We start from the raw sequence: 13,837 nt of genomic DNA, 5'->3' as shown, positions 1-13,837 counted from the left end.
CGAATTAGTGAAAGATTTCGAAAGGCCTATGCTTTCGATCCGGCAAGAGTAAGGCCATCGACGCGAAGGGTCGGCGCGTCGGTACCGTACTTGAAGGTCAGATCGTTCGCTGGCGTCAGATTCTTGAAGATCTCCGTGAGGTGTCCGGCCACGGTGATTTCAGAGACAGGATATGCCAACTCGCCGTCCTCGATCCAGTAACCGCCGGCGCCGCGGCTGTAGTCCCCGGTGACGATGCTGACGCTGGAGCCCATCATGTCGGTGATGTAGAGACCGGTGCCGACCGATTTGATCAGATCTTCGGGACTCATCTCGCCCGGCTCAAGGTAGAGGTTCGTGGCTGACGGGCTCGGCGGCCCGCCGACGCCGCGCGAGGCGTGACCGTTGCTCTCGAGGCCAAGCTGCCGGGCCGTCGACAGATCGAGAATCCAGGACGAGAGACGGCCATCCTCGACGATCATCTGCTTTTCTGTCGGCAGGCCCTCGGCGTCGAACGGACGGGAGCGGAAGCCTCGGTCACGCAGCGGATCGTCGACAATACGGATGTTCTCGGCAAAGACCTGCTCGCCCATCTTGTCCTTCAGAAAACTCGTGCCTCGCGCGATCGACACGCCATTGATGGCGGAGGAGAGATGGCCGAGCAGCGAGCGGCTGACCCGTGGGTCGAAGATCACCGGGACACGCTGAGAGGACGGGCGCTTCGGGTTCAGGCGCCGAATCGTCCGTTCGCCCGCCCGGCGGCCGATCTCGGAGGCATCCTCAAGATCAGCGAAAAAGACTTTGGCGGTATAATCGTAATCCCGCTCCATGCCCTGACCTTCGCCCGCCAGCATGACGGCGGAAACGGAGAAGCTGGAGCGCTGGTATTGACCGGAAAAACCGTTGCTCGCCGCGAAGGCGACCTCGGTCGTGCTCCAGCCGGCGTCGCCACCTTCCGAATTGGTGATACCCTTGACCGCCAGCCCGGCCTCTTCGGCGGAGGCCGCCAGATTTGTCAGATCCTCGGCCGAAGGCTCGTAGGGATCGAACATTTCGATCTTGGGGCTGGCGCCGGCGATCTGGCTGGCATCGGCAATCCCGGCAAAGGGATCTTCCGGCGCGACCTTGGCCATGGCGACGGCCCGTTCGACCAGTTCCTCGAGGGCCTCCGGTCTTGTGTCGGATCCGGACACCGATGCCTGCCGTTTTCCGATCAGGACGCGCAGGCCGATATCGTTGCCCTCCGCGCGTTCGACCGCTTCCGGTTTGCCCAGGCGTTGCGAGACGGACAGCGAGCGCCCGGTCAGGTAAATGGCGTCCGCCGTCTCGGCGCCGGCCTTGCGGGCCTTGGCAATCAGGCTGTCGAGCAGGTCTAGTCCGCCGTTTTCTGACATTTTTCTTCCGTCTCCGTCACAGAACCGGTTGAGACATAGGGCGGATCGGCGGCGCACGCAACCGAGGGTGTCCGGGATTGCGGTTTGAATGTGGCCCAACCCGTCGTGTTTCCGCCAAAGCCGGGGGGTACATCAGGCTTACCCCACTGTTGAGAAGGAGGAACCGATGAAACGGATTCTCAGTGCTTTTGTTCTGTCCGCAGCCCTCATACCAGTTGCTGTCGCGCCGGTCCCGGCGCAGATGTTCCAGCTCTATGACGGGGTCGCGGCCGTGCGCGGCCAGGCCGATAGCCAGGACGGGTTTGCGCACAGTCTCGCTGCCGAATACCGGCGCTTTGCGCTCTCCGAGGCGGACGACATGGCAGACTGGATCGATGCCGAGCATTTTGCGAAAAAGACCCTGGCCTCGGCGCGGGGTGAGGCCGTGCCGCCGGAAGATCTTGCAGACTGGACGCTTGGAGACGCACAGCTTCCGGCCCTGCAATCCTCCCGCGCCCGGCTGATCTCGGCCTTCGACCGGGATGCCCGGATTCTGGCGCCTCATGCCTCCGCCCGCGCCCAGGCCCAGTTCGACTGCTGGGTCGAACAGGCGGAGGAAGGGCATCAGAAAGACGACATTGCCGCCTGCCGGGACGGATTTCTCAACGCCATGCTGGAGATCGACGCTTCGCTTGACGCCTGGGACAATGAGCGGATCGAGCAGGAATATCCGGCAAAGTAGGGTACCGGGTCATTTCCAGATCGGCTTGCCGCTGCCGGGCAGCCCGAGCGAGGACCATTTCCGGTCGACCAGATCGATGATCTCCTGGTCCATCCGGATTTCCTCGCCCCATTCCCGCTTGGTCTCGGGGGGCCATTTGTTGGTGGCGTCGAGGCCGATCTTGCCGCCGAGGCCGGATTCCGGGCTGGCGAAATCGAGATAGTCGATCGGCGTGTTCTCGATCATCGTCACGTCCCGGACCGGGTCCATCCGGGTCGAGATCGCCCACATGACGTCCTTCCAGTCCCGGGCGTTGATGTCGTCATCCACGATAATCAGCCATTTCGTGTACATGAACTGCCGGAGATAGGACCAGGCGCCCATCATCACCCGCTTTGCGTGGCCCGGATAAGCCTTCTTCATGGAGATGACGGCGATCCGGTAGGAGCAGCCTTCAGGCGGCAGCCAGAAGTCGGAGATCTCCGGGAACTGCTGCTGGATCAGCGGGATGAAGACCTCGTTCAGGCCCTCGCCAAGGACGGAGGGTTCGTCCGGCGGACGGCCCGTGAAGGTGGTTAGGTAGATCGGATCGCGCCGCATGGTAATGGCGGAGACGTTGAAGACCGGGAATTGCTCGACCGAATTGTAGTAGCCGGTGTGGTCGCCATAGGGGCCCTCGTCGCCATACTCTTCGAGCGAGACATAACCCTCAATGACGATCTCGGCTTCGGCAGGCACCTTCAGCGGCACCGTCTTGCAATCGACCAGATCAACCTTCTTGCCGCGCAGGAGGCCGGCGAACTGGTACTCGCTCAGCGTGTCCGGCACCGGCGTGACAGCGGCGAGGATGGTGCCCGGATCGGCCCCGATCACCACGGCGGCGGGCAGCGGTTCCGGCTTCTCGTTCTTCCAGCGCTGATAATGCTGGGCGCCGCCGCGATGCTTCAGCCAGCGCATCAGGGTCTTGTTCTTGCCCAGCACCTGCATGCGGTAGATGCCGAGATTGAAATCGTCTTCCTTGCGTTTGCCTGGTCCCTTGGTGACCACCAGCGGCCAGGTGATCAAGGGCGCGGGCTCGCCCGGCCAGCAGCTCTGGATCGGCAGCTTGGAAAGATCGACCTGGTCCCCTTCCATGATCACGTCCTGGCAGGGGCCGTAGCCAACCGTGCGCGGTTTCATCGCCATCACGGTCTTCAGCAGCGGCAGCATGTCCAGCGCCTCGCGCCAGCCGCCCGGAGGCTCGGGCTGGCGCAGGAAGGCCAGGGTCTCGCCAACCTCGCGCAGTTGTTCCGGCTCCCTGTCCATACCCCATGCGACCCGCTCCACCGTGCCGAACAGGTTGGCCAGCGCGGGCATGTCGTATTTCTGCCCGTCCGGTCCGACGACATTCTCGAACAGTACCGCAGGCCCGCCCTCGGCCAGCAGGCGGGTCTGGATCTCCGTCATTTCCAGGACGGGCGAGACCGGCTCGCTGACGCGGACGAGACGCCCCTTGCTCTCGAGCTGGGCCATGAAGTCGCGCAAGGAGGAAAAGGGCATGAGGCACTCCGTTGGTGAACAGCGCCGCGCGGACGCGCCGTCAGATATACCCGCGCGGCCCGGCGGGGACCAGACGCGACAGTGCAGCGTGATTGATAGCATTCGCACGGCGCTGTATACCGGACCGGTAAATTCGGCACGGAGTTTTCTCATGGCCTACTGGGTAATCGGCGGCGAATACACGGACACGTCCTTCACGCATATCAAGGGCGGCGATGCGGAGACCAAGATCGGTCCCTTCCCGGATTATGAAACGGCGAAGTCGGTCTGGGGCAAGCTGGCCTGGGAACATGTGGACGATGCCCACACCCGGTACCGGATCTGGGATGATGGCTCAGAGCAGTTCTGGGTCGTCGGCGGAACCTACAAGTCAACCGATTTCAGCGAGACGGTGGACGGCACGCCGGAGCAGCGGGTCGGGCCTTTCGACAGCTATGAAGCAGCGAAAGCCGAATGGCAGAAACGGGCGTGGGAAAGCGTTGATGATGCGCATACCCGGTTCCGGATCGAAAAGGTCAGCGACTGACGCTGATGCCCGATTACGCTCCGCACGGGAATTACGAGATCTGGCTGGATCCTGATCAGGATCTGGTGATCCGGATCAAGGCCTCGGGCTTCGTCAATCTTGAAATGCTGCGCATCCACAACGCGCGGACCGACGAGATCGTGGCCGGTTTCAAGGGCCAGCCTTACGTCATAGTCTGCGACTTCGATGGCGGCATGGTGATGACGCCCGATGCCGAAGATGCGTGGATCAAAAGTGCGGTCAGCCGAGTCGTGCGCGGCTGGGCCGGCGTCGCCTATTTCTTCGGCGGGGATGCCGAGTTTAAGACTCTGGTACGTGCCCAGGTGACCCGGGTTTTGGATGCCATCGGGGTGCCGTGGCATGAAGTGGAGGACGAAGAGGCGGCGATTGTCTGGGCCATGAACAGGCTCGCAGAAGTTACTCGACCGTAGCGCCTGACAGAATGACTTTTGCCCGCTCTGTGATCGGATCCTAATGTCAGCGGGCAACGCACGTGCCCGATTGTGCGCCGCACGGTAATTACCAGATTGGGCCCGACCACGACCATATTCGGATAGTCCTGATCATGGCGCCGGGTTCGATCAATCTCGAGATGCTGCGCCTGCTACAGCGAGCGACCAAACAGCATCGTCGATGGGCTTGGCAGTGCGCCCTGCGGTATAGTCTGTGGCTTTGAATTCGGCATGTTGATGTCGCCGGAAGCAGAGGATGCCTGGATCAAGGGTGGGGCCTCGCGGGCTGCGCATGGCTGGCGCTCTGTGGCGTTTTATTTCTCCGATGCGGCGGGGAGCAAAACGACCCCGCGCGCAGGTGACCCGCGTCGTTGACGGAATCGCCGTGCCTTGGAAAGAGGCTGCCGATTATGACGAAAGTATCGAGTGGATTCTGGGAACGCGAAGAGCAGTTAGGTTTTTGGCTCAGTGTAATTGCCGGGGTGCATGCAACCCCTTGTAGCGGCGCTTTGTCTCTTATTTACGGATGGGCCTGATTTGAATAAGCTTCTCTAATGGTCGCATTCGCTCCGCACGGTGAATATCGTCTGGACGTTGATGATCGCATCGTCAGAACTGTCTCTGCTGATGCGATGAACGATGAGGCGATCGCCCAGTTCGGTCGAGATATGGCTGCGGTCTTTGAAGGTTTCGCAGGGCGGCCGTTCGGATATTATTGTGTCTATGGACCCGGTGTGCTCCTGACCCCGGACGCGATCGAGCAGGCTCGCCCTAACATTCTAAACCGGCACGCGAAGGGCGGCGTCGCCACGGCGGTCAATTTCTCGCAATCGGACCACCCCACGATCATTCGCGCCCAGATTGCGGAAATCTATCGAGAGATGGATGTTGTCTGGCGGGAGTTCGAGACCTACGACGAGGCCAAAGCTTGGCTGCTTGAGAAAATCGCCGAAGCGGATCGGGCATCGGGTCCGAATGCGAAATGAGCCCACGGACGGTTGTCGTGAAATAAAGTGTGGAGCATTGACGGTGCCCGACTTCGAGCCTCACGGAGAATACGGGTTCAAGCTGGACTGCAGGATCGTCAAGATCAAGGCTTCCGGGATCATTAATCAGGAAGCGATCAAAAACCATTCCAAGCATCATTTTTCGTCAGTGTACAGATCGGCGGATTGTGCGAGAAGGCGGGTGTGCCCTGGCGCGAATGCGACAGCTACGAGGCTGTCAAAACCGTGGCTGGAAGCCCGAATAGTCGAGGCGCGAAAAACGGCCGTGCATGATTGACGGACATGTCGTTCGGGAATCCGCCCTTATGGGCCGAATCCTTCTGCTGAATCACCGCTTGCTCGGGCCATGACCGTTCCATTACGTTGCCGCACTGCAAAACTTTCGAGCAAGCGAGCCATACCCAATGTCGAGTTCGGCCGAATCCGCGCCGCGGACGGATTTTCAGTCTCTCATTCTCACCTTGCAGAGCTATTGGGCGAGCAAGGGATGCGTGATCCTGCAGCCTTATGACATGGAAGTCGGCGCGGGGACGTTTCACCCGGCAACGACCCTGCGCTCGCTCGGTCCGGATGATATCTGGAAGGCGGCCTATGTGCAGCCCTCCCGCCGTCCGACCGACGGCCGCTATGGCGAGAATCCGAACCGGCTGCAGCATTATTACCAGTTCCAGGCGCTGATCAAGCCGTCTCCGGCGGACAGCCAGGAGCTTTATCTCGGCTCCCTGAAAGCCATCGGCCTCGACCCGATGAAGCATGATATCCGCTTCGTCGAGGATGACTGGGAAAGCCCGACGCTGGGCGCCTGGGGGCTTGGCTGGGAGATCTGGTGCGACGGCATGGAAATCTCGCAATACACCTATTTCCAGCAGGTCGGCGGCATCGATTGCGATCCGGTTCCGCTGGAGCTGACTTACGGGCTGGAGCGTATCGCGACCTACATCCAGGGCGTCGATTCGATCTTCGAACTCGACTGGGACGGCGTGCCGAAGGAAGAGGGCGGCAAGACCTACGCCGATATCTTCCAGCAGGCCGAGCGGGAATTCTCCACCTGGAATTTCGAGATCGCCGGGACGGACGCCCTGTTCCAGCATTTCAAGGACGCGGAAGCGGAATGCGAGCGCATTCTCTCCGATGAGCGGCCTCTGCCGCTGCCGGCCTATGACCAGTGCATGAAAGCCAGCCATACCTTCAATCTTCTGGATGCACGCGGGGTGATCAGCGTGACCGAACGGCAGGCCTATATCGGCCGGGTGCGGGCGCTGGCGAAGCGCTGTTGCGAGCGATGGGTCGAGGCCGGTAAGGCCGCGAAGGGGGAGGCGGCCAATGTCTGAGTTGCTCGTCGAACTCTTCAGTGAGGAAATTCCGGCCCGGATGCAGAAGAAGGCAGCGGACGACCTGCTGTCCCTGCTGACCCAGAAGCTGAAGAAGGCTGGTCTGGACTACAGCTCGGCCACCGCAAATGTGACCCCGCGCCGCCTGATCGCTGTGATCGACGGTCTGCCGGACAAGCAGCCGGATACCAGCGAGGAACGCCGTGGCCCGAAAGCCGATGCGCCGGAGAAAGCCCTCGCGGGTTTCCTCGGGTCCGTCGGCCTGACGCTGGATCAGTGCGAGAAGCGGGAAACGCCGAAAGGCACGTTCCTCTATGCCGTGGTCGAAACCAAGGGCGCGGAAACCCGCTCCGTGCTGCCGGGCATTCTCGCCGAGGCGGTGAAGGAACTGGCCTGGCCGAAAAGCATGCGCTGGGGCCGTCACGCCTTCCGCTGGGTGCGTCCGATGCATGGCGTCTTGGCGGTATTCGGCGGCGAGACGTTGGATGGCGAGATCGATCTCGGCGGCGGCGCGCTGATTTTCACGAACCAGACGCGCGGTCACCGTTTCCTGGCGCCCGATGCCATCACGGTCAGCGATTTCGCGGACTATCAGGCGAAGCTGCGCGCGGCTTTCGTCATCATCGACCGGGAAGAGCGCAAACGCATCATCGAGGAAGGCGCCGCCGCGCTCGCCAAGGCCGAAAGCCTGACGGTGAAGCCGGATCAGGGCCTGCTGGAAGAGGTCTGCGGTCTGGTCGAATGGCCGGTGCCGATCATGGGCCGGATCGACGATGCCTTCATGGATGTGCCGGCGGAAGCATTGGTTACTTCCATGCGCAGCCACCAGAAATATTTCTCTGCCGAGCATGCCGACGGCACGCTTGCGAGCCGTTTCATCACCGTCTCCAACATGGCGGCGGACCCGGAGCGGGACGCGACCATCCGGGCCGGGAACGAAAAGGTTCTGCGGGCCCGCCTGTCGGACGCGAAATTCTTCTGGGATCAGGACCGGGCGGTGAAGCTGGAGGCCCGGACAGTCAAACTGTCCGACATCCTGTTCTACCAGAAGCTCGGCACCGTTGCGGACAAGAGGGCGCGGCTGGAAGCGCTGGCGGAATGGCTCGCGGGCTATGTGCCGGGTGCCGATGCCGCAAAGGCAAAGCGGGCGGCAACGCTCTGCAAGGCGGATCTCGTGACCGAGATGGTCGGTGAGTTCCCCGAATTGCAGGGCATCATGGGCCGCTATTACGCGCTGCATGACGGCGAGGCGCCGGAAGTCGCCGACGCCATCGCCGACCACTATGCGCCACAGGGCCCGAACGACCGCTGCCCGACCGCGCCTGAAAGCATCGTCGTCGCGTTGGCTGACAAGCTCGACACGCTCGCCGGATTCTTTGCCATCGACGAGAAGCCGACTGGCTCCAAGGACCCGTTCGCGCTGCGCCGGGCCGCGCTTGGCGTCATTCGCCTGATTGTGGAAAACAAGCTGCGACTGCCGCTTAAAGAAGCTTTCGGTTATGCGATCGAGTTACTGAAAGAAATCATTCCAGAATCTGAATTCTATAAGGCTGGCGAACCTTATGCGGACATGGTTGCTGACGGGGCATCTGAAAAACTAGAAGTGCTTCGTGGCATCGTGCCTTTGGTGCTTCTCGATTTCTTCGCTGATCGATTGAAAGTCCATTTGCGCGATGGTGGTGTGCGGCACGATCTGGTTTCCGCCGTGTTCGCGCTTGGCTCCGAGGACGATCTGGTGCGTCTGCTTGCTCGTGTAACAGCGTTGCAGTCTGTTCTTTCCACCGATGATGGCGCCAACCTGCTGGCAGGTGTCCGCCGGGCTGGCAACATCGTGCGTGCGGAGGAGAAGAAGGACGGTGTGGCTTATGATGGCCGCACCGACGACGGCTTGCTCGCAGAGGATGAGGAAAAGGCACTTTCACAGGCTTTGATTGTGGCGGAAGATGGAGCCGACAAAGCCCTCGCTGATGAGGATTTCGAAGCGGCCATGGCGGCTCTTGCGAGTTTGCGTGGGCCGGTCGATGCCTTCTTCGACAAGGTGACGGTCAATGACGACGATCCGGCAGTACGCCGGAACCGGCTGGCGCTGTTGGCGCGGGTCGGGTCGGCCGCGCACAGGATCGCGGATTTTTCGAAGATAGAGGCCTGACGGCGGCGCGATGGAGAAGTGGATCTACACATTCGGCGGGGGAGTGGCAGAAGGCTCCGCCGGTATGGAAGATCTGCTTGGCTCCAAGGGCGCCAATCTTGCCGAGATGAGTGCTATCGGGCTGCCCGTGCCGCCCGGTTTCACCATCACCACCGATGTCTGCGGTTATTATCACAGCCACGGCAGCAGTTTTCCGGACACGCTTGAGGCCGCTGTTCGGGAAGGGCTGGCACAGCTTGAAAAAGCCCGTGGCACCCGGTTCGGCGATCCGGAAAACCCGCTGCTCGTCTCCGTCCGCTCCGGCAGTGCCGCCTCGATGCCCGGGATGATGGACACGGTGCTCAATCTTGGGCTCAACGATGCCGTGGTTGAGGGCCTTGCCCGGAAGTCCGGCGACCGCCGCTTCGCCTACGATTGCTACCGCCGTTTCATCAACATGTATGGCGAAGTGGTGCTCGATGTGGACGGCTTCCTGTTCGAGGAGGCCGCCGACGAGATCAAGGAAGATTACGGCGCGGATTTCGACCGCGATCTCAGTGCCGACGCCTTTGCCGGGATGGCCGCGCGCTTCAAGGAGATCGTCGAGAGCGAGTCCGGCGAGAAATTCCCAGAAGATCCCCTGCAGCAGCTCTGGGGGGCAATCGGCGGCGTGATCCGGTCATGGAATAATCAGCGTGCAGTGATCTACCGCTCCCTCCACGATATCGCGGACGAAACCGGCACTGCGGTCACCGTGCAAACCATGGTGTTCGGCAATCTCGGCCAGGAGAGCGTTACCGGTGTCGCCTTCACCCGTAACCCTTCCACCGGGGTGAAAGAACCGTACGGGGAGTATTTGCCGAATGCCCAGGGCGAGGATGTCGTCTCCGGGTTGCGCACACCCTTGCCGCTTGTGGAAAGCGGCATGCATGGCGCGGCGGAGGATGCGAAGGCGTTGTCCGTCCATGCGCCCACCCTGTTCGGCAAGCTTCAGACCCTTTGTGACCGCCTGGAACGCCACTATGGCGATATGCAGGACATCGAATTCACGGCCGAAGGCGGCGAGCTGTTCCTGCTGCAGACCCGCGCCGCCAAGCGCACCGTCGAGGCCGGTCTGAAAATAGCCATCGATATGGAAGCCGAAGGCCTGATTTCCCGCCGGGACGCCGTGATGCGGGTCAATCCGGACGATCTCGACAGCCTGCTCTATCCGTCCGTCGATCCCGCCGTGGGCGCGGAGCCGATCGCCCGCGGCCTGCCGGCCTCGCCGGGGGCGGCCAGCGGCGTCGCCGTGTTCGATCCGGACGATGCCATCCGCCGGTCCCGCGATGGCGAGGACGTCATCCTTGTCCGTAAGGAAACCAGCCCGAACGACATTCACGGCATGCATGCCGCAGCGGGCATCGTGACCGCACGCGGCGGTTTGACCAGCCATGCGGCGGTGGTGGCACGCGGCATGGGGCGGCCCTGCATCTGCGGTGCCAGCACGGTCCGGATCAATGCGGAAGGGACCTGCTTCACGGTTGGCGACATCACCGTGCGTGATGGCGACGAGATCACCCTCGACGGCACCGGCGGCGGTATTTATCTCGGCCGCATCCCGACCGTCGAGCCACAACTGTCCGAAGACCTGAAGACCCTGGTGTCCTGGGCCGACGAGATTCGCAAGCTCGATGTCCGGGCCAATGTGGAAACCATGGAGGATGCCCGCGCCGCGCACGCATTTGGCGCCGATGGAATCGGTCTGGTCAGCACGGAGCACACTTTTTTTGCGCCGGAACGCATCATGACCGTCCGAGAGTTGACGCTGGCCCGTAATGAGAAGGAACGTCGGCCGTCACTTGAGCGGCTGTTCCCGCTGCAGCGGGACGACTTCACAAGGCTGTTCCGCGAGTTGCGCGGATTTCCGGTCGCGGTCCGCCTGCTCGATCCACCGCTCGACCAGGTCTTGCCGGTCTCGGACGGGGACTACCGGGAGACAGCCGAGGCCCTCGGCCTGCCGGTGGATGCCGTGCGCAAGCGGGTCGCGGCGGTGCGCCAGATCGTACCTGTCCTCGGCCATCGGGGCTGCCGGCTGGCGATTTCCTATCCCGAGATCACCGATATGCAGGTCCGCGCCATGTTCGAGGCCGCGAGCAGTGTGTTGCAGGAGTTCGGTGACACGGTGACGCTGGAAATCACCGTGCCGCTGGTTGTCGGCAAGCGGGAGTTCGATTTCGTCCGGGTCATCGTCGACCGGGTGGCGGCGGAGGTCGAGCAGGAAACCGGCTGCACCATCAGCTACAGGGTCGGCACCCTGATCGAGCTGCCCCGCGCCGCTTTGCGTGCCGGCGAGATCGCCAAGAGCGCCGATTTTTTCAGCTTTGGCACGGACGATCTGACGCGCACCGTATTCGGCATGTCACGCGATGACGCGGACGCGTTCCTGACCACGTACATGAACAATTCCGTGGTCGATCTCGACCCCTTCGTCACCCTCGATATCGAAGGGGTGGGGGAGCTGGTGCGGATCGCGACGGAACGGGGACGGGCGGAAAACCCGAAATTGCTGATCGGTATCTGCGGCGAGCATGGCGGCGATGCGAAGACTGTTCGCTTCTGTCATTCCATCGGCCTCGATTATGTCTCCTGCGCGCCGAACCGCCTGCCCGTGGCGCGCATCGCCGCGGCGCAGGCGACCATCCTGGGCGATGCAGAAGCCTGACTAGGGCCTATTTTGCCCCGAGCGGCCCCGTTCCGACGGTTTGTCGAAAGTCAGCGCGTTGACGTAAGTGGATATGGCTCTCACACTGCCCGCAAAAATAATGGGGAGGAAGCCATGGGTCGGAAGAAAGCACTGGTGGTCGGCGCGCTGGGGGTCATCGGGCGGCGGCTGATCCAGCTTCTTGAGGAAACAGGCGGGTGGGATATCGTCGGCGTTAGCCGGCGGGTTCCGGATTTCCCCAGCAAGGCATCCTATATTTCCGTCGATATGCTCGACCGGGCGGATGCTGAAGCCAAGCTGGCCCATCTGACGGATGTCACCCATGTTTTCTACACTGCTTTCCAGGTCCGCCCGACCTGGGCCGAGCATGATGCGCCCAATCTCGCCATGCTGGTGAATGCTGTTGAACTGGTCGCGGCTGTCTCTCCCGTGCTGGAACATGTCCAGCTCATGGAAGGCAACAAGATCTATGGCAGCCATCTTGGGCCGTTCAAGACGCCGGCGCGGGAAGATGATCCGCCGCACATGCTGCCGAATTTCTATCACACGCAGGAAAGCTGGTTGCGTCAGGCCCAGGACGGGCAGCGCTGGACCTGGTCCGCGCTTCGTCCGCAGACTGTCTGCGGGTTTGCCGTCGGTAATCCGATGAACATCACCACCTGCATCGCGGTCTACGCGACGATCTCGAAGGAGCTCGGCCTGCCGCTCCGCTTCCCCGGCAAGCCCGGTGCGTACGAGGCTGTCTATCAGGTGACGGACTCGGCCCTGCTGGCGCGCTCGATGGTCTGGGCAGCGACGGCCGGCAGCGCCCAGAACGAGGTGTTCAACATCACCAACGGGGATTTTTTCCGCTGGAAGAATGTCTGGCCGCGTTTCGCCGAATATTTCGAGATGGCGTTGGGGGATGTGCAGACCATTCCGCTCACCGAATTCATGGCGGACAAGGCGCCGCTCTGGGGGCGGATCGTGGAGCGCGAGGGCCTGATGCATACGCCCTATGCCGACATCGCCGCCTGGCCTTTTGCGGATTATGTCTTCGGCACGGACTGGGACGTGATGACCGACACGCTGAAGATCCGCATGGCGGGGTTCCACGATTATGTGCGTTCCGAGGAGATGTTCGTCGAGCTTTTCGACGAGTTTCGGGCGCGCAAGGCTATTCCCTAGTTCTCCGGTCCGGAATCCGGGTTGTCGCCAACCCGGTGCGGCTCGTTGCGGTGCTCCATTTCAAGCAGCAAAGATGCCTGGTCATAGCCACCAAGCCCGCGTCCTGTGAGAGAGCTGTAAAGGTCGCGGGCAATCGTCAGGAAGGGCAGGTCGAGGCCGCATTCCCTGGCCGTGCGCAGGACCGTGTCGAGATCCTTCAGCATGTTCTGGACCTGTGCGCCCGGCCCCCAGTTGCGCTGGATCATCCGGCTGCCGTGTTCCTGCAGCACGCGGCTTTCGGCGAAACCGCCGCGCAGGGCATCGCGCACCGCTGCGGGATCGGCGCCGCCGGCTTCGGCCAGCAGCATGGCTTCGGAAAGCCCGGCAATCGAAATTGCCACGATCACCTGGTTACAGAGTTTGGTGAGCTGTCCGGAACCGCAGGGACCCACCCGGAACGGGCGTCCCATGGCGGCAAGCACCGGGGTCGCCTCGACGAACGTGTCTTTCTCGCCACCGACCATGATCGCCAGGCTGCCAAGTTCGGCGCCCTGGGTGCCGCCGGAGACCGGCGCATCGAGATGGCGAATACCGCGCTTGGTGAGCTCGGTGTCGAACTCCTGCTCGGCCTGGGGAGCGATGGAGCTCATGTCGCAGAAAATTGTGCCCGGCCGCATCGCGTCGGCGACGCCGCGCTCGAACAGGATCTCCCGGACCGCATTCGCGTCAGTGACACTGGTGCAGACGATATCGGCGGTGGCGACCGCTTCCGGCGCACTCTCGGCAATGCTGGCATGGAGGCTGGCGAGCGGCTCTGTCTTGCCCGGCGTGCGGTTCCAGACAGTCAGCGGAAATCCGGCGCGGGCGATGTTGGTGGCCATGCCAAGGCCCATCCGTCCGATGCCGAGAAAGGTGACATTCGGAGTCATTC

The 13,837-nt window shown here is 62.3% G+C and carries 11 protein-coding genes; 8 read left to right on the top strand and 3 right to left on the bottom strand.

Going from position 1 to position 13,837, the window contains the following annotated elements; genetic code table 11:
• Positions 1 to 26 precede the first annotated feature (26 nt).
• The gene (locus tag RH950_RS00635; RefSeq protein ID WP_350052651.1) at positions 27 to 1,373 is read right to left on the bottom strand and encodes a TldD/PmbA family protein; all 1,347 of its coding nucleotides are present in this window, start codon (positions 1,371 to 1,373) and stop codon (positions 27 to 29) included.
• Between the two features lie 166 nt (positions 1,374 to 1,539).
• Between RH950_RS00635 and RH950_RS00630 the strand changes: the two genes are divergently transcribed.
• The gene (locus RH950_RS00630) at positions 1,540 to 2,094 is read left to right on the top strand and encodes a hypothetical protein (protein WP_350052649.1); all 555 of its coding nucleotides are present in this window, start codon (positions 1,540 to 1,542) and stop codon (positions 2,092 to 2,094) included.
• A gap of 9 nt (positions 2,095 to 2,103) precedes the next feature.
• On the opposite strand, the gene RH950_RS00625 is transcribed toward RH950_RS00630, so the two are convergent.
• Complete coding sequence (locus RH950_RS00625; RefSeq protein WP_350052647.1) at positions 2,104 to 3,612, bottom strand: UbiD family decarboxylase; 1,509 nt, start codon at positions 3,610 to 3,612, stop codon at positions 2,104 to 2,106.
• Positions 3,613 to 3,763: 151 nt separating this feature from the next.
• Between RH950_RS00625 and RH950_RS00620 the strand changes: the two genes are divergently transcribed.
• The 7 genes from RH950_RS00620 to RH950_RS00590 all read left to right on the top strand — a co-directional run bounded on the left by RH950_RS00620 (position 3,764) and on the right by RH950_RS00590 (position 12,927).
• Positions 3,764 to 4,138, top strand: coding sequence for a DUF4170 domain-containing protein (locus RH950_RS00620; RefSeq protein WP_350052645.1), 375 nt, complete (start codon positions 3,764 to 3,766; stop codon positions 4,136 to 4,138).
• Positions 4,139 to 4,143: 5 nt separating this feature from the next.
• A complete protein-coding gene (locus tag RH950_RS00615) occupies positions 4,144 to 4,569 on the top strand; it encodes a hypothetical protein (protein WP_350052643.1) in 426 nt (141 codons plus the stop codon).
• 575 nt (positions 4,570 to 5,144) lie between these two features.
• Entirely contained in the window at positions 5,145 to 5,576 is a 432-nt protein-coding gene (locus tag RH950_RS00610) for a hypothetical protein (RefSeq protein ID WP_350052641.1), read from the top strand.
• A gap of 425 nt (positions 5,577 to 6,001) precedes the next feature.
• Positions 6,002 to 6,928: a glycine--tRNA ligase subunit alpha gene (locus RH950_RS00605; protein WP_350052639.1), complete on the top strand. Its 927-nt coding sequence runs from the start codon at positions 6,002 to 6,004 to the stop codon at positions 6,926 to 6,928.
• On the top strand, positions 6,921 to 9,077 hold the full coding sequence (glyS, locus tag RH950_RS00600) for a glycine--tRNA ligase subunit beta (protein WP_350052637.1): 2,157 nt from the start codon (positions 6,921 to 6,923) through the stop codon (positions 9,075 to 9,077). Before RH950_RS00605 ends, glyS begins: the two co-directional genes overlap by 8 nt.
• Before the next feature lie 10 nt (positions 9,078 to 9,087).
• Entirely contained in the window at positions 9,088 to 11,760 is a 2,673-nt protein-coding gene (gene ppdK, locus RH950_RS00595; protein ID WP_350052635.1) for a pyruvate, phosphate dikinase, read from the top strand.
• Between the two features lie 114 nt (positions 11,761 to 11,874).
• Positions 11,875 to 12,927 (top strand): SDR family oxidoreductase, encoded by a 1,053-nt coding sequence (locus RH950_RS00590; protein WP_350052633.1) that lies wholly within the window; start codon positions 11,875 to 11,877, stop codon positions 12,925 to 12,927.
• On the opposite strand, the gene RH950_RS00585 is transcribed toward RH950_RS00590, so the two are convergent.
• Positions 12,924 to 13,835, bottom strand: a complete 912-nt coding sequence (locus RH950_RS00585; protein WP_350052631.1) for an NAD(P)-dependent oxidoreductase — start codon at positions 13,833 to 13,835, stop codon at positions 12,924 to 12,926. The genes RH950_RS00590 and RH950_RS00585 overlap by 4 nt on opposite strands.
• Positions 13,836 to 13,837: the final 2 nt, after the last annotated feature.

It is taken from the genome of Nisaea sp. (genome assembly GCF_040217065.1).
GTDB lineage: Bacteria > Pseudomonadota > Alphaproteobacteria > Thalassobaculales > Thalassobaculaceae > Nisaea.
The sequence above is the reverse complement of the archived record's forward strand: the minus strand, read 5'-3'. Positions and strand labels throughout refer to the sequence as shown.

Coding starts and splice junctions, on each gene's coding strand:
- RH950_RS00630 (WP_350052649.1), top strand. CDS start 1,540: ATGAAACGGATTCTCAGTGCTTTTGTTCTGTCCGCAGCCCTCATACCA.
- ppdK (WP_350052635.1), top strand. CDS start 9,088: ATGGAGAAGTGGATCTACACATTCGGCGGGGGAGTGGCAGAAGGCTCC.
- RH950_RS00610 (WP_350052641.1), top strand. CDS start 5,145: ATGGTCGCATTCGCTCCGCACGGTGAATATCGTCTGGACGTTGATGAT.
- RH950_RS00635 (WP_350052651.1), bottom strand. CDS start 1,373: ATGTCAGAAAACGGCGGACTAGACCTGCTCGACAGCCTGATTGCCAAG.
- RH950_RS00620 (WP_350052645.1), top strand. CDS start 3,764: ATGGCCTACTGGGTAATCGGCGGCGAATACACGGACACGTCCTTCACG.
- RH950_RS00590 (WP_350052633.1), top strand. CDS start 11,875: ATGGGTCGGAAGAAAGCACTGGTGGTCGGCGCGCTGGGGGTCATCGGG.
- glyS (WP_350052637.1), top strand. CDS start 6,921: ATGTCTGAGTTGCTCGTCGAACTCTTCAGTGAGGAAATTCCGGCCCGG.
- RH950_RS00605 (WP_350052639.1), top strand. CDS start 6,002: ATGTCGAGTTCGGCCGAATCCGCGCCGCGGACGGATTTTCAGTCTCTC.
- RH950_RS00615 (WP_350052643.1), top strand. CDS start 4,144: ATGCCCGATTACGCTCCGCACGGGAATTACGAGATCTGGCTGGATCCT.
- RH950_RS00585 (WP_350052631.1), bottom strand. CDS start 13,835: ATGACTCCGAATGTCACCTTTCTCGGCATCGGACGGATGGGCCTTGGC.
- RH950_RS00625 (WP_350052647.1), bottom strand. CDS start 3,612: ATGCCCTTTTCCTCCTTGCGCGACTTCATGGCCCAGCTCGAGAGCAAG.